Source organism: Paraburkholderia sp. RAU6.4a, assembly GCF_050435625.1.
GTDB lineage: Bacteria > Pseudomonadota > Gammaproteobacteria > Burkholderiales > Burkholderiaceae > Paraburkholderia > Paraburkholderia tuberum.
In genome coordinates, this window is record NZ_JBNDKQ010000002.1 from 4,139,311 (window position 1) to 4,157,432 (window position 18,122).

The following is an 18,122-nucleotide window of genomic DNA, read 5'->3' on the forward strand; positions in this document are numbered from 1 at the left end:
CGGGTCGATGATTGCCGTCGTCAGTGGGTGTCGCCGGCCAACCGTTCGAAGCCGGTCAGTGCGAAGGTATCTGCTCGATCTTATCGGCGCTCAGGTCGCTCGGGAAGCAATGAGGATGCTCAAAGCCGATCGGAGATCCGCTCGTTGAATAGACGATGTTATCCGTGTTGTTCGGGCCTTGGCCGGCGGGTACAGTGCCGAGCCCCGCGAGTTTGCGCATGCGATAGGCGATCGCATGATCGGCGCAGGCGCTATCGCCGCTCACACCCAATCCTCCAATGACTTTCCCTGCTGCATAAAGCGCGACGCCGCCGCCGAAGGTAATGACGCCGCCAAGCGTGTGTCCGATGCCGCTGCCCTGTTCGAGGAAGCGCGCGTCAAAAGGATTCGAATTATTCAGGCCGTAAAGGGAGCCGCCCGGCTGGGCGGCCGCGTAGAGATTTGCCGTCGATAGGGCGAGTGCGTCGTTGCTGAAACCGTTCGCGGTATAAGCCTTCGCGATTGCAATGGCCCGGCTACCGGGCCAGGCGTCGCCGGTCACGATCACCGAACACAGATGCCCCTGCCGATCGACAATGGCCGCCCACATCCGGTTAGGCTTGAAGATCCCGCCGTTCGCATCGGACAGGTTCACGACCGTATGCAACTGCTTTTCCACCAATGCGACCGTACCTTGAGGTAGCGTGCATCGGGCTTGTGGGACATCATCATCGCCAGAGGCACGACTTTCGTGCGAAAAGGACGCAATACAAAACGCTGCGACAGCGACGGTAAGCATCTTACGCATGACGATTCTCCTGACGATCGATTTGACAGCAGGCACGCTGTGGGCGAGAACGCGAACAAACAATAGGACAGCCAATGAAATAAACGACTCATCGCTGTTGAATGTCGGTGGCGAGTTCCCGGCAGCGAACGTATCTCATTGATCTGGGACTTCGTGTAAATAGTGAAGACCATTATGCAAGGGCAATTGGCCAAAACAGAGTGCCCGTCAGCCATGCCTGCCTGGCGTTCGACACTGCTACGGACGCGAGCGACGATCGGCTCGCCAGAGCGTGGTGCGGCGACGGTTTTGATCGATTGGATGGCGCGGCATATAGTTGGCGCGTGCGCAACACTCTCATTGGAGATCGACGCAATGCCTTATCTACAGCTTGATGTAAACGATCACTACTCTGTCGAGAGCAAAAGACTGCTCGCGGCGAAAATGAGTGAGACCTATGCTCGGATGATGTCGGTGGACGTCAGGCGAATCAGCGTAGGCGAGCGATGAGGGTCCGGGTTCCGCGGCCTGTATTTGCGCATGGCCGTATGACGTCGGCGATATGCCGGAACCACGAGGGCGCCAGGATCGGATCCGCCTCCGTTGCGCCACGACCTGAGCCAAAGTAGGAGGAGGACCATGAGCAGGCTTGCGACATCCCCGGCAGGTAATCGGCGGACGCGACCGTGGTGGATTGTCTTGATCACGACGGTGTTCTGTTTCTTATGCCAGAGCGTCGTCGCGCAAGCGGACGACGGCGCCGCTCGCCTGCACGCGAAATATCAAAGTCTGACGCAGCAACTCGCGCACAACCAGTTTCAGCGACCGCTGTACCTCGAATCGCAGGAGTTGCCGTCGGCGCTCAAGGGCGATATTTACGGGGTGCTCAACTATCCTTTCGCGGTGGTCAGCGGCGCGCTCAACGACCCGACTCAGGGCCCGGCCAACTGGTGCGACGTGCTGATCCTGCATCTGAACACCAAATACTGCCATGCGTCGACCAGCGACAGCGGTACGATCCTCACCGTGAACATCGGCAAGAAAACCGAGGAATCGCTTTCGTCGTCGTACCGCGTGCAATTCAACTTTCGTGCGGTAGCGAGCACCCCTGATTATTTTCGCGTCGAGCTCACTGCCGCCAAGGGTCCGCTGAGCACGAAAGACTACCGTATCGTGCTGGAAGCGATACCGGTGGGCGATAACCGCACGTTTATTCACCTGACCTACGCGTACGGATATGGCACGGCGGGACGGATTGCCATGAAAACCTACCTGGCGACGATCGGCAGCGACAAGGTCGGCTTTTCCGCTACGCCCGATTCGTCGACGAGCGAGCCGCAATACATCGGCGGCGTGCGCGGCCTGGTCGAACGCAATACGATGCGCTACTACCTCGCCATCGATGCCTATCTTGGCGCGCTTTCCAGCCCGCCCAACGCCCGCCTCGACAAACGCCTCGCTGACTGGTTCGATGCGACCGAGCAGTATCCGCGGCAACTGCACGAGGTCAGCCGCGCCGACTATATGCAAATGAAGCACGACGAGTATCAACGTCAGCAGATCGCCCAGTGATCCGCGCAGCGGGCGGGGATCTGATCAATGCAACGCAATATCGTGTTGAAGGTTTTTTCGGGGGAATGTCGATCCGATGGTGCGTCGATCGTCGTTACCTGGTAAGACAATTGGCCAGGAACCTTGGATCTGCCGTTTTGCGCCAGGTCTGGCCGCCATCGTCATCCGACCTGGGAGCACACCGTGAACCGACTCGACAATCCGATCCTGCAAGTCCTGGAAGGCTACAAAGCCGCGGTATTGGCAAAAGACGTGGACGCGTTCGTTGCGCTATACGACCGCGATGCGGTGGTCTTCGACATGTGGGGGACATGGTCGTACCACGGCATCGCATCGTGGCGCGCCATGGTGGAGGGCTGGTTCGGTTCGCTGGGTACGGAACGTGTGATAGTCGATTTCAGCGCGGCGCAAACGATCGTCGCCGCGGACCTCGCCGTCGTTCACGCCTTCGCGACATATAAAGCCGTCGACGCCGACGGATTGGAACTGCGCTCCATGGACAATCGCCTGACCATGACGCTGAGGCAGCAGGCCGACGGATGGAAAATTGTCCACCAGCACACCTCCTCTCCGATCGAGGTCGGCACGGCGCAGGTCATTTTCAGGCGCTAGCGGTCTGGCGGTTCGACATCGCGCGTCGGCTCGCGAATAATCACGGCTGCGTGACTTTCCAATTTGCAACGTACCTTCAGTTTAAAAGCAGCCATGACACCATTGCTTGCCGGCCGATGCCTTTGCGGTGCCGTCCATTACTCGGTAAGAGACGAATTCGTCTATGCGTTGAACTGCCACTGTTCAAACTGCCGGCGCGCGACCGGCTCGGCGTTCAAACCCTTCGCGGGAATCGAGCGCGACAAGCTGCGCATCACGCGGGGCGAAGACAGCCTTTTGATGTTCGGCGATGCACGAGCGTCGCATGATGTGCGCTGCAAAATATGTGGAAGCCTGATGTTCTCGGTGGTTCGTCAGGGGCAATACGTTCACGTCACGCTGGGAACACTCACGGACTCGCCCGCCATGTCTCCCACTGCCCACATTTTCGTGGGTTCAAAGGCACCGTGGTGTTCGATCACTGACCAATTGCCGCAACACGACGAATTCGGGTGAGTCTCCTTCCTATCGCAACATCGACTCGAAAGGCGCCGTACCAGCCGCCGCCGTGCGACAGCACGATCAGCGGCAGGTGATGGCCTGCTATCGGCGCGCCGGCCGCGACGGTCTGGGTGACGTCGCCCAAGGCGTGCGGCGTGGCCGGCGCATCGGTGGGATACAGGATTCCGGCAGTGAGCGGCGGCTCGGCGGGCTGAGCTCCGGACGGCTCGAGGTCTATGAGACCAAAGTCCAATTGAATATTTCAGGCGCGGGTTCAATAGTAGTGAAACGCCGCGTTCTGTCGACGACAAAGCCGGCGCGATCCTCTTCCTAAAATGCCGGAATTGCAGGCAGGCCTTGGTATTGGCGTCAAGAACGTTCCAGTGGGTTTGAGTTTTCGCGATTGCAGGCCTATCACGGTGTCGCCGCCGAACCGCGACGCGACCTGGCGGGAGAACAACTTATGCTGCTCACACCGATTCCCCAACGGACTCCATCCCGAGAGATGCTCGACGTCCTGATCCGCGCCGGACTCATCGCGGTCCTGGCCGTATTCTGTTTTCGGATCTTCGCGCCGTTTCTTAACCTGATGGCCTGGTCGGTGATTCTTGCGATCACGCTCTATCCGCTGCAGGTCCTGCTTCGCTCCATGCTCGGCGGCAAGGATGGCCTGATCGCCACGCTGATCGTCCTTGTCGCGCTTGTCGTGATTCTGGTGCCAACGTATGCGCTGGGTCTTGCGGTAGCCGATTCGGTCGAGAAATCGATAGCCATTGCCAGGAGCGGTAGCTTCCGGATTCCGCCTCCCGCGGACTCGGTGGCGAGTTGGCCGCTGGTCGGCCAGCGTGTGTACGACTTCTGGCAACAGGCATCGACGGACCTGACCGGTCTTGCGCATAAATTCGCCCCGCAGTTGAAGGAGGCCGGGCTCGCTGTGCTTGCAACGGTGACGGGTCTCGGTGCCGGCCTGGTGATATTTTTCGTCGCGCTGATCGTCGCAGGCATCCTGATGGCCCACGGTGAGAAGGGCTATCACAGCGCGGTGCAGATCGCCTCGCGCATCTCGGGGCCCGAGAACGGCGCTCAGATCGCCGACTTGTGCACGGCGACGATTCGCGCGGTGGCCCAGGGGGTAGTGGGCATCGCGTTTATCCAGATGCTGCTGATCGGCATCGGCTTCGTCGTGAAGGGGATACCCGGCGCGGGGTTGCTCGCGCTGGCCGTGCTGCTGCTCGGCATCATGCAATTGCCGGCCACGCTGATCACCATTCCGGTGATCGCCTTCGTGATCGTCACGGACGGCGTGAGCACCGCAAACATCATCTTCTCGGTTTACGTGTTCGTCGCGGGCCTCGCCGACAACGTGCTCAAGCCATTGATGCTGGGCCGTGGCGTCGCGGTGCCGATGCCCGTCGTGCTGATCGGAGCGCTCGGCGGCATGGTGACGGGAGGCGTCATCGGGCTATTCGTTGGGCCCGTGATGCTGGCCGTCGGTTATCAGCTGTTCTGGCGCTGGGTCCGAGACCAGCCTCAACCCAGGCAACCCACGCAACCCACGCAGACCCACGAACAGAAGCAGACCTGAAGCTCGAGGATGGCTCCGTGTCACCGTTGATGCGTCCGTACGGGATCGCAGTGCTGTTCGGGGCGGCGGTTGGCCTGAGCGGATGCATGCGGGTGGGCCCGGACTTCAAGCCGCAGCATGAAGCGTGGAGCGAGCACTGGAGTAGCGAATCGATCACGCGGGTCACGCAACAGGGTGCACAGCCCGATGTGCGCCAGTGGTGGCTGATCTTCGACGATAGGAATCTCGAACGTCTGATCGCCGAAGCCGACGCGAACAACGGCGACCTGAAAATCGCCGGACTACGCGTGCTCGAGGCGCGCGCACAGCTCGGCATCGCGCTCGCGGGACGCTATCCGCAGGTGCAGCAGGCGAGTGCCGATGTACTGGCTTCGGCGCGCAAGCGCTCGGATGGTTCCAATCCGCGCTCGGGCGCCTTCGTGCAGTACGGCGCGGGCTTCAGCATCGGCTGGGAACTCGATTTCTGGGGACGCTTCAGCCGCGCGATCGAATCGGCCGACGCCGGGTTCTTCGCCGCGCAAGCCAACCGCGACGATGCGCTGGTTCTGTTGCACGCGCAGGTCGCGGATACGTATTTCACGCTGCGGGTCGCGCAGGCGCGGCTACGTATCGCTCGCGAGAACGCCCAGTTGCAAAAACGCAGCTACGACATCGCTCAAAAGCTCTTCAAGGCTGGCGAATCCGACGAACTCGACTTCCAGCAGGCGAAGACGCAGTACCTTGGGACGCTGAGCAGCATCCCCGATCTCGAAAGCCAGATCGTGCTTGCGCGTCATGCGCTGTCGGTGCTGATCGGGCGAGCGCCGGGTCCGCTGCCGGAACTCGACGTGCAGTCGGGCAAGGAAGGCGTGGTGCCGCTGGTGGATCATGCGGTGCTGCAGGACGTGCCGGCCGATCTGCTGTTGCGCCGCCCTGACGTTCGCGCGGCCGAGTATCAGATGGCTTCGCAGTCGGCGCTCATCGGCGTGGCAAAAGCGGATCTGTACCCGTCGGTATCGTTGCTCGGCACGCTGACGTGGACCGCCAGTTCGCTCGCGGGCGCACCGAGCACACTGCTCTTTGCCGCGGGCCCGAGCGTGACGTGGAACGTGTTCGATTACGGCAGGATCACGAACAACGTGCGCGTCCAGGACGCACGGCTGCAAGAGTTGACGCTCGCTTATCAGAACACGGTGCGCGAGGCGGCGCGCGAGGCCGACGACGCCGCGACGGCGCTGCTCGCCGCCTTGCAGCGCGACACCATTCTGAATGACGCGCAGGGCGCGGCGCGGCGCTCGCTGACGCTCGCCAATACGATCTATCGGGAAGGGTATTCGGACTTCCAGCGGGTCCTCGATGCGCAGCGCGCGCTGTTCGCGCAGCAGGACGCGTACGTGGTCAATCGCAGCAATGCGCTCGGCAGTGTGATCGCGCTTTACAAGGCGCTCGGAGGCGGCTGGGAAACCGAACAGCCGCTCGTCGACGCGGCGACGCGCGCGCAGATGCGGCAACGCACCGATTGGGGCGACCTGCTCGACCAGACGGCGCCGTCTTCCGGTACGCCGGGGCAAGCCGAAGGGGCGTCACGATGAGCGATACCCAGGATACCCGCGAGCCTCGAACCGCCGCCCCGCCGAAGTCGTCGACGCCTGCCGCCGACCCTTCGGGCAGGGCGGTCAAATGGGTCGTCAGTCTGATCGTGCTGAGCCTGATCTGGTATCTGCTCGCCGACCGCTTCACGCCGTATACGCAGCAGGCGCGGATTCAGGCCTATGTCGTGCCCGTCGCCGCCGAGGTGTCGGGACGCGTGACGCGGGTGTTCGTCCATAACAACCAGGATGTCAACGCGGGGGACGTGCTGTTCGAAGTCGATAGCGAGCCCTACCGCATTGCCGCTGACCGCGCCCGCGCCGATCTGGAGTCCACGCGCCGGCAGCTCGGTGCCAGCACGGCCGGCATCGAGTCGGCAGTCGCGGCGTTGCGGGCCGCCATCGCGAACGAGGTCAAGGCGCGCCAGGACAGCGACCGTCTCGAGCGGCTCTATCGTGAAGACGAGGGCACCGTCTCCCTGCGACGCCTCGAGGTCGCGCGGGCGACGCATGAACAGGCGCTAAGCCAGGTCGACGGGGCCCGTGCCGAAGTCGAGCGGGCGCGGGAGCAGCAGGGCGGAAGCGAGGCGGAGAATGCGCAGTTGCGCAGCGCCGCTGGCGCGCTGGAGAAGGCCGAACTCGATCTCGCCAACGCGCGGATCAGAGCCCGCTCGAGCGGCGTCGTGACCGATCTGCGCACGGAAGTCGGTCAGTTCGCCGCGGCGGGCAATCCGGTCATGACGCTGATCGCGATCCGCGACGTGTGGGTCAGCGCCGACATGACGGAGAACAATCTGGGCCATCTCAAACCCGGCACGCGCGTCGAGATCGCATTGGACGTGCTGCCCGGCGAAGTGTTCGGCGGGCGGGTTCGCAGTATCGGCTATGGCGTGAGTGTGGGGCAGAGCACGCCGGCGGGCAGCCTGCCCACCGTGCAGAATAGCCGCGACTGGCTGCGTCCCGCGCAGCGTTTCCCGGTAATCGTCGAATTCGACGACAGCGAGCGCGCGCGTCTGCGCAATCTGCGGGTGGGCGGGCAGGCCGAAGTGATGGCGTTTCCGACCCAGGGCAATCCGCTCAATCCGCTGGGACACGCGTTCATCCGGCTGATGAGCTGGCTCTCCTACGTCTATTGAGAAGCCCATGCAACCCGTGACCCAGCGCCTCGGTTATCGCGCGATACGTGTGGCCATCGGAACGGCAATCGCTCTTGCCGTCAGCTTTGGACTCGATTTCCCGATACCCGTCGTCGCGCCGGTATTCACGGTTTTTCTGCTGGCCACGCAGAATCGCCCGCTATCGTTGAAGGCCGGCGTGATTCTTTCGCTGGTCGTGGCGTCGACCACCGGCAGCGGCCTGCTCCTCGTTCCGTTGCTTCGTCACTATGCGTTGGCCGGCATCATGATCGTCGGCCTCATGCTGTTCTTCGCGTTTCGTTACGGGCTGCGTGGCGGCAACAATCTCGTCGCGACTTTTCTGGTCGCGGGACTGACGATGATTTCCGCCGCGGGCACGGCCGACTTCGAACTGGCCCTGACGGTCGTCGGCGCGCTGGCGAAGGGACTTCTGCTTGCCGTGCTGGCGTCGACGCTGGCGCACAGATTGTTTCCTGAAAGCATGGGCGCGCGAGAACAGCCCGCCGCGGCAGCGATGGCGGAAGACGAGGCGGCCTATATCGCGCTGCGTGCCGCGCTCGTCGTCATGCCGGCCTATCTGCTCGCGATGACCGACCCGGCGAACTACATGCCGATCATCATGAAGTCCGTCAGCCTCGGCAGACAAACCTGCACGACCTCGGCCCGCGGCGCCGCACGCGATCTGATCGGCTCGACGCTGCTCGGCGGTCTGCTCGCCATCGCGTTCTGGTTTGCGCTGAGGCTGTTCGTGCATCTGTGGATGTTCTTTCTGTGGATGCTGTTGTTCGGCCTGCTGGTGGGACGCAAGCTGTACGGCCTGCAACCCACGCGTTGTTCGCCGGGCTTCTGGCTGAACAGTCTCGTGACGATGATCATTCTGCTCGGGCAATCGGTGCAGGACAGCGTGGCGGGCAAGGATGTCTACACCGCGTTTGCCGTGCGAATGGGGCTCTTTCTGGCCGTAACGGCCTATGCGTATTTGATGCTTCTGCTTTTCGAGCAGCACCGCCGTGCGGAGTGAGGCGGTGCGGCATGCTGCAAAGCCGATCCGGTGATCGCAACAGGAGCGTGCAATGGGAAATGCGACAGGCGATGGCGCGGTCCGTCCTCGGGCTAGTGAGATTCTGAAGGAAATGGCGATAACCCTGTGGTATCTGAGAGCGATTCTGATCGGTCTGCTTCTACTGTTCGTCTTGCTGACGATTGGCATGGACTACTGGGGCGCGCCCGTCGAGACAGCGAACCGGACACCGTCGCCGTTGGGTGAAACCGTGTACTTCTGCGCGATCACGGCGCTCACCATCGGGTACGGCGATGTCGTGCCCACTTCGGCGTTCGGCCGGATCGACGCCGCATGCCTCGGGCTGATCGGCGTGGTATTCACCGGCTTGATCGTGGCCGCGGCTGTACGAGGTGTGCAGGAGGCCGCGCATCGGGCGGAAAGGACGGGATAGCGAGGCGCGGAACAGAATGAGGCGGACTGGACGGTATTGAAGGCGGCAGTCAAGGCGGGACGTATTCAGGTCATTCGTGAATGAGGTTCAAGTCCCAGCCTGACTTTTTCTAAACCACATCGGCTAATTGCCTTCCGGCATTTTCGACGAATGATGGCTGGTAATCAGCCACTTGTGCCCATTCCACGCGTAGGTGAACGTATAGCGCGCCTTGACGACCGAGCCGTCCGCGAACTTGAAGGTGTAGAGCCCCGAGTCGATCGCCGTGTTGCATTCGATCATGATGTCGCGGAAGTCGATCGTGCCGACCGGTTTGTTTTCGAGGAAGTGTTTGAAATAGTCGAGTTTTTCGTCGGCGGTCAAACGCGGCTTGTTCGAGACGGTCGGCAGCAGGATCGAGTTCGGCGCGTAGTTCGCCACGACCTTCTGCGGGTCGCCGGTTTTCAGCGAGTCGTTCCAGCGATCGAACAGTGCGGAAATCTGCTTTTCGGAGGTGGGATGGCAGGCTTCGGACCTCGCGAATGCGCTGCCATGGGCCACGACCGCAACCATCGCAAAGACGACGGACGGCCCGTCTACGCTGATTCTCATGATGCCCTCCGCGATCGTTGCCGGTGGATTGTTCCGCCAGTAAATCGAAACTGCGCACGGCATATCCGCCACAGCATCGACATTAGAGGACAACAACCCGGGTTATTTGCGTCGGTTCAGCTCGCTTCTTCCAGAACCACGACACTGCGTGCCTCCACGCGAAATTGATCGCTTTCGACAATGCCCTGTTGCGCCGCTTGCACGATGTCATGCGGACTGTCGCGCGCGGTATCGACGATACGCCGCCAGTGCCGCCCGTCGGACGCGGGCAACTGGACCGTGCGGGCGCAATCGTCCATGTTGAACACCGCGTGCAGTGCCGGCTCGCCAGGCTCTTCGCCGCCCAGCGTGACGGCGAGAAGCCGCGCGCCTGGATTGTGCCAGCCCGGCTCGTTCAGGCGCTCGCCGTGCCATGCCGCATCCGGCCGAGTCTGCCCCGGCGAGGGCCGGCCGGTCAGGAAATACCGCCGCCGCAAACTTGCGTGGCGCTTGCGCATCGCGATCAGCTCGCGCACGAAGCGCGACATGGCCGAGCCGGCTTCAGTGGGTGTCCAGTCGAACCAACTGAGCGAGTTGTCCTGACAATAGGCGTTGTTGTTGCCGCGCTGGCTGCGCAGCACCTCGTCGCCGGCGAGCGTCATCGGCACACCCAGACTGAGGAACAGGATGGCCATCACGTTGCGCGCCTGGCGGTATCGCAGACCGAGAATCCCGGCGTCGCCGGTCTCGCCCTCGGCGCCACAGTTCCACGACAGGTTGTCGGAACTGCCGTCGCGATTCTCGTCGCCGTTGGCTTCGTTGTGCTTCGATTCGTAGCTGACGAGATCGATCAGCGTGAAGCCGTCGTGGCACGTCACGAAGTTGACGCTGTTGTTGGGCAGCCTGCCGTCGTCCGCATAGAGGTCCGAGCTGCCCGCGATGCAGGTCGCGACCGCCCCGATGAGCCCCGGGTCGCCGCGCACGAAACGGCGAATCACGTCCCGATAGCGGCCGTTCCACTCGGCCCACGCCATGCCGGGAAAGGCGCCGACCTGATACATGCCGGCGGCGTCCCACGCCTCCGCGATCAATGGAACGCGCGACAGCACACGCGAAGACTCGATCGCCCAAGGCAGCGGTGGATCGGCCATCAGCTCGCCGCGCTGGTCGCGCGCGAAGATACTCGCCAGATCGAACCGGAAGCCATCGACGCCGAGTTCTTCCACCCAGTATTCGAGGCAGCGCACGATGAACGTCGTCACCAGTGGATGGTTGCAATTGATCGTGTTGCCGCAGCCGGTGTAGTCCCGGTAGCGGCGCCGGTCGGCCGCGTCGAGGTGATAGAAGATATCATTGACGAGCCCCTTGAAGTTGATGACGGGGCCCGTCTCGCCCGCTTCGGCCGTATGGTTGAACACGACGTCGAGCAGCACGGCGATGCCCGCGGCGTGCATGGCGTCGGTCAGCGCGCGAAACTCCTGGGGCGCGCGCGCGGGATCGCGGCAGTAGCGAGGATGCGGGCTGTAATAGCTATGCGTGCTGTAACCCCAGTAGTTGCTCAGGCCGAGGGCCGCCGTGGCGGGCGGAACGTCCTGTTCGTCGAAGGCCATCACCGGCAGCAGCTCGACGTGGGTCACGCCAAGCTGCGTCAGGTACGGAATCTTTTCGATCAGGCCGGCGAAGGTACCGGGATGCTGCACGCCGCTCGACGGATCACGTGTAAAGCCGCCGACATGCAGCTCGTAGATGATCGCGTCGTCGAGTCCGCGCGAGATACGCCCAAGGGGCGAGGGCAGGGGTTCCGTCACGATCGCGCGGTGGGTTTTGTGCCCGTCCGGATTCGGCTGGCCGACCGCAGGCCGCGTCCACAGCACGTCGCTGACCGCGCGGGCATACGGGTCGAGGAGTTCGCGGTCGGGGTCGAACGCGTGGCCGCTAGAGCGCGTATCGCGCGGACCGTCCGCCCGCCACGTGTAGTAGGTGCCGAACGGCAGCGCTTCGACCATCACGTGCCAGTAGTAGAAGGTGCGGTTGCAAGCGGCGGCGAGCGTGATGATCTGGAACGGCTCGGGGCTGTCAGCCGCGTCGTACAGCAACAGCTCGACGCGCGTCGCGTGACGGCAGAAGATGCAGAAATTAATGCCGCCGGGCACCGCCGACGCGCCCACGGGAAACCGCGACCCGGAGCGAACCGCATGAGCACGCACCGATCCCGTTTCAGGGTCATTGATCAAGGGTGATCCTCATCGGGCGGATCTTCCAGATCTTGTCGCAGTATTCGCCGATGGCGCGGTCGGAAGAGAACTTGCCCGAGCGCGCGGTGTTCAGGATCGACATCCGGGTCCAGCGCCGCGTGTCCTGCCAGGCGGCGCTCACGTCGTCCTGACACGCCACGTAGGCGGCATAGTCGGCGAGCACGAGAAACGGGTCCGCGTGCGTCAGATTGTCGATCAGCGGGCGGAACATCTCGCGGTCTCCTCGCGAGAAATGACCGTCGGCGATCAGTTGCAGCACTTCGCTCAGTTCCGCGTCATCCTTCACATAGTCCGCGGGGCGATAACCCGCGCGCTTCACACGTTCCACTTCGTCGGCGCTCAGGCCGAACAGGAAGAAGTTTTCGTCGCCGACCTCTTCGCGGATTTCGACGTTGGCGCCGTCGAGCGTGCCGATCGTCAACGCGCCGTTCATCATGAACTTCATGTTGCCGGTGCCCGATGCTTCCTTGCCGGCCGTCGAAATCTGCTCGGACAGGTCGGCGGCAGGGTAGATGAAGTGCGCGTTCTTCACATTGAAGTCCGGATAGAACACGACTTTCAGCCGCCCGTTCACCATCGGGTCGTTATTCACGACTTCGGCGATGCCGTTGATCAAACGGATGATCAGCTTGGCCGTCGCGTAGCCGGGCGCCGCCTTGCCGCCGAATACGAAACAGCGCGGTGTCAGCGCGAGCTGCGGATCACGCAGCAGGCGCCGGTACAGCGTGACGATCAGCAACGCGTTCAGATGTTGCCGCTTGTATTCGTGGATGCGCTTGACCTGCACGTCGAACAGCGCGGCGGTGTCGACGCCGATGCCCGTGACGCTCCGGATATGCTCGGCGAGCACGGCCTTGTTCGACTGCTTCACGCTACGCCACTGCTGCTGAAACGTGGCGTCGTCGGCATAGGCTTCGAGCTTGCGCAGTCGCGCGAGATCAGTGACCCAGCCAGCGCCGATGGTCTCGTCGAGCAGCCGCGCGAGCGCCGGATTGCAAAGCAGCATGAAACGGCGCGGCGTGACGCCGTTCGTGACGTTGTGAAAGCGCTCGGGCCACAATTCGGCGAAGTCCCGCAGCACGGTCTGCTTGAGCAGCCCGGAATGCAGTTCGGCGACGCCGTTGATCGCGTGGCTCCCGACCGTCGCCAGATGCGCCATGCGCACGAGCTTGTCACCGCGCTCGTCGATCAGCGACATGCGTTCGATGCGCGCGTCGTCGCCCGGATAGCGCTGCCGGACCTCGTCGAGGAAGCGGCGGTTGATCTCGTAGATGATTTCGAGCAGGCGCGGCAGCAGGTTGCGCATCAGCGGCAGCCCCCAGGTTTCAAGCGCTTCGGGCAGCAGGGTGTGATTGGTGTACGCGAGCGCGCGCCGCGTGATGTCCCAGGCCTCGTCCCACGGCACCTGCCTGTCGTCCACCAGCAGACGCATCAGCTCGGCGACGGCGATCGACGGATGCGTGTCGTTCAACTGCACGTTGAACAACTGCGCGAAGTGTCCGACCGGTTCGCCCTTGATTTGGAGCAGGCGCAGCATGTCCTGCAGCGAGCACGACACGAAGAAGTATTGCTGCGCGAGACGCAGGCGCTTGCCGATCGCGGGCTCGTCGTTCGGATACAGCACCTTCGACAGCGTCTCGGAGATGACCTTTTCGTTGACGGCCTCGTAATAGTCGCCGGCGTTGAAGTCCTGCAGGTCGAACGACTCGACCGCCTCGCTCTTCCACAGCCGCAAGGTGTTGCACGTGTTGACGTGATAGCCGGGCATCGGCGTGTCGCAAGCCACGCCCTTGACCTGCCGTGTGGGTGTCCAGCGCACGCACAGGTGCCCGCGTGCATCGGTTTCGTTGTGGGTGCTGCCGCCGAACCCCACGTAGTACGCAACCTCCGGGCGCACGATCTCCCATGGATTGCCCTTTTGCAGCCATTTGTCGGTGGTTTCGACCTGCCAGCCGTCGCGAATCTGCTGGTCGAAGATGCCGAACTCGTAGCGGATGCCATAGCCGATGGCCGGTATTTCCAAACTTGCGAGCGAATCCAGATAGCAGGCCGCGAGGCGGCCAAGTCCGCCATTGCCGAGCCCCGGCTCTTCCTCGAGTTCGAGCAGCATATCGAGGTCGACGCCGAGCGCGCGCAGCGCTTCGCGTGTGTTGGCCTCGATGCCGAGATTGACGAGGTTGTTGCCGAGTTGCGGGCCGATCAGGAACTCGGCGGACAGGTAGCAGGCGACCCGCACATCGCTTCCGGCGTAGGTCTGTACGGAGGTTGCCCAGCGGGCCAGCAGCCGGTCGCGCACGCTATACGCGAGCGCCATGTACCAGTCATGCGGGGAAGCGATCGCCGGATAGCGGCCCCGCAGGCACAGCAGATTGTCGAGCACGCCGCGTTGCAGCGCGGCGGCGCTCAGGCCGGTGCGCGCTGCATCCGCGCTTTGCTGCGAGGTCGTGGTGGGAGCGTCGGCCATGATGCTTTCCTCGGTGCATGCTGCGCGTGACGTTCAGAAGGGCCAGACCCAGTCGACGATCTCGGCGCGGTCCGTGCCATGCGTATGCGCATAGTTCAGGTTGCTGACGATCGCGTTCCTCATGTCTTCCCTGAGATGCGCGGATCTGCCCTGCAAGCGCGGCACGCGGTCGAGCACGTCGATCACCAGATGGAAGCGGTCCACCTGATTGAGAATCGCCAGTTCGAGCGGCGTGTTGATGTTGCCTTTCTCCTTGTAGCCCCGCACGTGCAGATTCTCGTGATTGCGAAAGCGATAAGCGAGCTTGTGGATCAGCCACGGGTAACCGTGGAAATTGAAGATTACCGGCTTATTGGTCGTAAACAGGCTGTCGAATTCGCGTTCGGTCGAGCCGTGCGGGTGCTCGCTCGCCGGCTGCATCCTGAACAGGTCGACCACGTTGACGAAACGCAGCTTCAGTTCGGGCAGACGTTCGCGCAGGATCGCCGTCGCCGCCAGCGCTTCCTGGGTGGCGACGTCGCCGCACGAGGCCATCACCACGTCCGGTTCGGCGTCCTCGTCGTTGCTCGCGCGCCGCCACACGCCGATGCCTTTGGCGCAGTGCACGACGGCTTCGTCGATGGTGGTGAATTGCAGGTGTTTCTGCTTGTCGGCGACGATCACGTTGATGCAGTCGGTGGTGCGCAGACAGTGGTCGGCGACCACCAGCAGCGTGTTCGCGTCGGGCGGAAGATAGACGCGCGTGACCGAGGGGCTCTTGTTGGTGACGAGATCGATGAAGCCGGGGTCCTGATGCGAAAAGCCGTTGTGATCCTGCCGCCACACGGTCGACGACAGCAGAATGTTTTCCGCCGACACCCACGCGCGCCATGGCACGTGATTGCGGCTGATGTCGAGCCACTTCGCGTGCTGGTTGAACATCGAATCCACCACGTGCGCAAACGCTTCGTAGGTATGGAAGAAGCCGTGGCGGCCCGTCAGCAGATAGCCTTCGAGCCATCCCATCAGCGTATGTTCGGACAGCATCTCCATCACGCGGCCGTCGCGCGCCAGTTCGCCGCCGTCCTCGTCCTCGGGGAGCATCTCGGCCATCCACACCTTCTTGCTGACCTCGTAGATCGACTGCAGACGGTTCGAGGCCGTTTCGTCCGGGCCGAACACGCGGAAGGTGTTCATGTTCGCGCGCATCGTGTCGCGCAGAAATTCGCCGAGTGGCCGCGTGTTCTCCTGCAGCACCTTGCCCGCGTGCAGCACATCCACCGCGTACGCGCGGATGTCGGGCAGCTTCAGTTCGCGGCGCAGCACGCCGCCGTTCGCGTGCGGATTGGCGCTCATGCGCCGCGGGCCTTGGGGCGACAGCGCCTTGAGTTCGGGGATCAGCCGGCCCTCGGCATCGAAAAGTTCGGCGGGCCGGTAGCTGCGCATCCATTCTTCGAGCACTTCGAGATTCGCGGAGTTGTTGCGCACATCGGAAAAAGGCACCTGATGCGAGCGCCACGAGCCTTCGACCTTGTGCCCGTTGATCTGCTTCGGTCCGCTCCAGCCCTTGGGCGTGCGCAGCACGATCATCGGCCAGAGCGGCCGCTCGAGATTGCCGTTCGCGCGTGCCTGCTGATGAATTGCGCGAATTTCGCCGAGCACGGTATCGAGCGTGTGCGCCATCTTCCGATGCATTTCCGCGTGATCCGATCCTTCGACGAAATGCGGGGTGTAGCCATAGCCGACAAAGAGCGCTTCCAGTTCTCTGCTGCTGATGCGCGACAGGATGGTCGGATTGGCGATCTTGTAGCCGTTCAGATTGAGGATCGGCAGCACGGTGCCGTCGCGGGCCGGGTTGATGAATTTATTCGAATGCCACGCGGTGGCGAGCGGGCCGGTCTCCGCTTCTCCATCGCCGACCACGCAGGCCACGATGAGGTCCGGGTTGTCGAGCACGGCGCCATACGCATGCGACAGGCTGTAGCCAAGCTCGCCGCCTTCATGGATGGACCCGGGCGTCTCCGGCGTCACATGCGAACCGATATGGCCGGGAAACGAGAACTGCTTGAAGAACTTCTGCATGCCCTCGGCATCCGCGCTCTTGTCCGGATAGATCTCCGAGTAGGTGCCTTCCAGATAGGTGGGGCCGAGCACGCCCGGTGCGCCGTGTCCGGGACCGGCCATGAAGACGACGTCGAGATCGTCGCGTTTGATCACGCGGTTCAGATGCGCCCAGACGAACGATAACGCCGGGCTCGCGCCCCAGTGTCCGAGCAGGCGATACTTGACGTGTTCGACTTTCAGCGGCTCCCGCAGCAGCGGGTTGTCCAGCAGATAGATCATGCCGACCGAAAGATAATTGCATGCGCGCCACCACGCATCGATCAGCTGAAGTTCGTCGCTGCCGAGCGCGGTCTGCTGCGAAGCGTCCGCCGCGGGATGTTTGCCCATACCGACGTCTCCTGTGCTTGCAGCCGCAACCCGAGGGTGTGGATCGCGTCGGGTGCGCTGCGCAGGCGCTTCGATGATTGATGGGGTCCGAGTCGCGCCTGTTGGCGGACCTCTACAACCGGGTATTCTTCGCCAGCCGATGAACATCCATAACGCAGAATATGTTACTGCGCGAAGATTGCAAGGATGATCCGACACCGTGTCGCGCGCCTGCGAAACCGCGTCTTGTATTCAGGCCGCGATCCGATGTTCGTAGAACGGCCGGTCCCGATCATCGAGAATCGCGTACAACGCTGCCAGATCGCGCGGATCGGGATTCAACCACGCGTCGATATGCTCAGGCTTGATCGGAATGATGCAGCGATCATGGCCGGCAGCGGCCACCTCGGGTGGCGGATCATCGGTGATGGCCGCGAAGGACAATAGATCGGGCTCGCCTTTGCCGCTCCAGCGGGACCATAAGCATGCGACCAGCATGTCGTGAGGCGGATTGGGCCGGAACTCGAGCCGGACATTTTCATCTTTCTCGCCGGGCGCCAGTTCGCGGCCTTCCATTCGCGCGCGAGAGACGTTCTCATAGAAAGAACTGGCCAGCACGAGTCCATGCGAATAGCCGAATAGCGCTTTCCAGAAACTTTCGAGACTGTCCCGACGAGCGTTGTACGTGCCGGGATAGCGGGTGTCGTACGATGCGGGCTTGCCGGCCAGGCGGCACTGATAGCGCATCGGTTTGACGACGCGCTGGCCATGCTCCATCACCATCACCGGCGCGTAGTAGCCTGGAAAGATGCGCGAGTCGTCTGCTTTGGGAGCGGTTCGGCCGAGGTCGTCGAGTCGCTCGAGCGTGCGGTCGATCTTGTCTTTGGCGATCCGTTTGCTCTCGGTCGCCGCCTTGGTGGCTTTGGTCTGCAAAGAGCGCTCGGCATCGGCGAAGCGGGTGCGCTGTTTGAACAGTTCCTGTTCGAGCTTCACGGTCTGCTGCGATCTGAAGCGCTCGATCAGCGCCCAGACTTCCCGTTGCGCGTCGGACTGCGGTTCCGAGAAGGCGTCTTCCATCGCTTTGGGAATCCTGGCCTGACCGTCCTCTGCGCGTTCGAAGAAAAGACGCGCGAATTCCTCGATGCTCATGTGCGCGCCGAACATGCGGACGTAGCGCCGGTAGTCCGCCAGAATCTGAGCCGAATAGCACATGGATGCCTCCGTTTGCTGTTCCGATGATACGCATTTGCG

Annotated in this window: 15 protein-coding genes and 1 pseudogene; 9 read left to right on the plus strand and 7 right to left on the minus strand. The window is 62.7% G+C overall.

Features of this window, described 5'->3' with window-relative positions; all coding sequences use genetic code 11:
* Positions 1-55: 55 nt before the first annotated feature.
* Positions 56-787 carry a GlcG/HbpS family heme-binding protein gene (locus OKW40_RS23890; protein ID WP_184066861.1) on the minus strand — a complete coding sequence of 244 codons (732 nt, stop codon included), beginning with the start codon at positions 785-787 and terminating at the stop codon, positions 56-58.
* A gap of 354 nt (positions 788-1,141) precedes the next feature.
* Here OKW40_RS23890 and OKW40_RS23895 point away from each other — a divergent pair.
* The 4 genes and pseudogenes from OKW40_RS23895 to OKW40_RS23910 form a co-directional block, all read left to right on the plus strand.
* Positions 1,142-1,273, plus strand: a pseudogene (locus OKW40_RS23895) (tautomerase family protein); the annotation flags it as partial.
* Between the two features lie 132 nt (positions 1,274-1,405).
* Complete coding sequence (locus OKW40_RS23900; protein WP_090804177.1) at positions 1,406-2,338, plus strand: hypothetical protein; 933 nt, start codon at positions 1,406-1,408, stop codon at positions 2,336-2,338.
* Between the two features lie 183 nt (positions 2,339-2,521).
* Positions 2,522-2,950 (plus strand): YybH family protein, encoded by a 429-nt coding sequence (locus OKW40_RS23905; RefSeq protein WP_429491811.1) that lies wholly within the window; start codon positions 2,522-2,524, stop codon positions 2,948-2,950.
* Between the two features lie 93 nt (positions 2,951-3,043).
* On the plus strand, positions 3,044-3,445 hold the full coding sequence (locus OKW40_RS23910; protein ID WP_429491813.1) for a GFA family protein: 402 nt from the start codon (positions 3,044-3,046) through the stop codon (positions 3,443-3,445).
* Here OKW40_RS23910 and OKW40_RS23915 read toward each other — a convergent pair.
* On the minus strand, positions 3,408-3,683 hold the full coding sequence (locus tag OKW40_RS23915) for a hypothetical protein (protein ID WP_429491815.1): 276 nt from the start codon (positions 3,681-3,683) through the stop codon (positions 3,408-3,410). The two genes, OKW40_RS23910 and OKW40_RS23915, sit on opposite strands and share 38 nt — an antisense overlap.
* 210 nt (positions 3,684-3,893) lie before the next feature.
* Between OKW40_RS23915 and OKW40_RS23920 the strand changes: the two genes are divergently transcribed.
* The 5 genes from OKW40_RS23920 to OKW40_RS23940 are packed head-to-tail and all read left to right on the plus strand — an operon-like array spanning position 3,894 to position 9,173.
* Entirely contained in the window at positions 3,894-5,015 is a 1,122-nt protein-coding gene (locus OKW40_RS23920; RefSeq protein WP_429491817.1) for an AI-2E family transporter, read from the plus strand.
* Between the two features lie 29 nt (positions 5,016-5,044).
* A complete protein-coding gene (locus OKW40_RS23925) occupies positions 5,045-6,586 on the plus strand; it encodes a TolC family protein (RefSeq protein ID WP_184066959.1) in 1,542 nt (513 codons plus the stop codon).
* The gene (locus OKW40_RS23930) at positions 6,583-7,719 is read left to right on the plus strand and encodes an HlyD family secretion protein (RefSeq protein ID WP_429491819.1); all 1,137 of its coding nucleotides are present in this window, start codon (positions 6,583-6,585) and stop codon (positions 7,717-7,719) included. Before OKW40_RS23925 ends, OKW40_RS23930 begins: the two co-directional genes overlap by 4 nt.
* A 7-nt stretch (positions 7,720-7,726) precedes the next feature.
* Positions 7,727-8,740: a DUF2955 domain-containing protein gene (locus OKW40_RS23935; protein WP_090804186.1), complete on the plus strand. Its 1,014-nt coding sequence runs from the start codon at positions 7,727-7,729 to the stop codon at positions 8,738-8,740.
* A gap of 52 nt (positions 8,741-8,792) precedes the next feature.
* Complete coding sequence (locus OKW40_RS23940) at positions 8,793-9,173, plus strand: potassium channel family protein (protein WP_184066878.1); 381 nt, start codon at positions 8,793-8,795, stop codon at positions 9,171-9,173.
* A gap of 123 nt (positions 9,174-9,296) precedes the next feature.
* Here OKW40_RS23940 and OKW40_RS23945 read toward each other — a convergent pair whose 3' ends face one another.
* The 5 genes from OKW40_RS23945 to OKW40_RS23965 all read right to left on the minus strand — a co-directional run bounded on the left by OKW40_RS23945 (position 9,297) and on the right by OKW40_RS23965 (position 18,083).
* Positions 9,297-9,764 (minus strand): DUF4440 domain-containing protein, encoded by a 468-nt coding sequence (locus OKW40_RS23945; RefSeq protein ID WP_090805706.1) that lies wholly within the window; start codon positions 9,762-9,764, stop codon positions 9,297-9,299.
* A 116-nt stretch (positions 9,765-9,880) separates the two neighbouring features.
* Positions 9,881-11,977 (minus strand): glycogen debranching protein GlgX, encoded by a 2,097-nt coding sequence (gene glgX / locus OKW40_RS23950; protein WP_429491821.1) that lies wholly within the window; start codon positions 11,975-11,977, stop codon positions 9,881-9,883.
* The gene (locus OKW40_RS23955) at positions 11,967-14,462 is read right to left on the minus strand and encodes a glycogen/starch/alpha-glucan phosphorylase (protein ID WP_429491823.1); all 2,496 of its coding nucleotides are present in this window, start codon (positions 14,460-14,462) and stop codon (positions 11,967-11,969) included. Before OKW40_RS23955 ends, glgX begins: the two co-directional genes overlap by 11 nt.
* A 33-nt stretch (positions 14,463-14,495) precedes the next feature.
* The gene (locus OKW40_RS23960; RefSeq protein WP_429491825.1) at positions 14,496-16,892 is read right to left on the minus strand and encodes a phosphoketolase family protein; all 2,397 of its coding nucleotides are present in this window, start codon (positions 16,890-16,892) and stop codon (positions 14,496-14,498) included.
* A gap of 231 nt (positions 16,893-17,123) precedes the next feature.
* Positions 17,124-18,083, minus strand: coding sequence for an SOS response-associated peptidase family protein (locus tag OKW40_RS23965; RefSeq protein ID WP_429491827.1), 960 nt, complete (start codon positions 18,081-18,083; stop codon positions 17,124-17,126).
* Between the last annotated feature and the right edge of the window lie 39 nt (positions 18,084-18,122).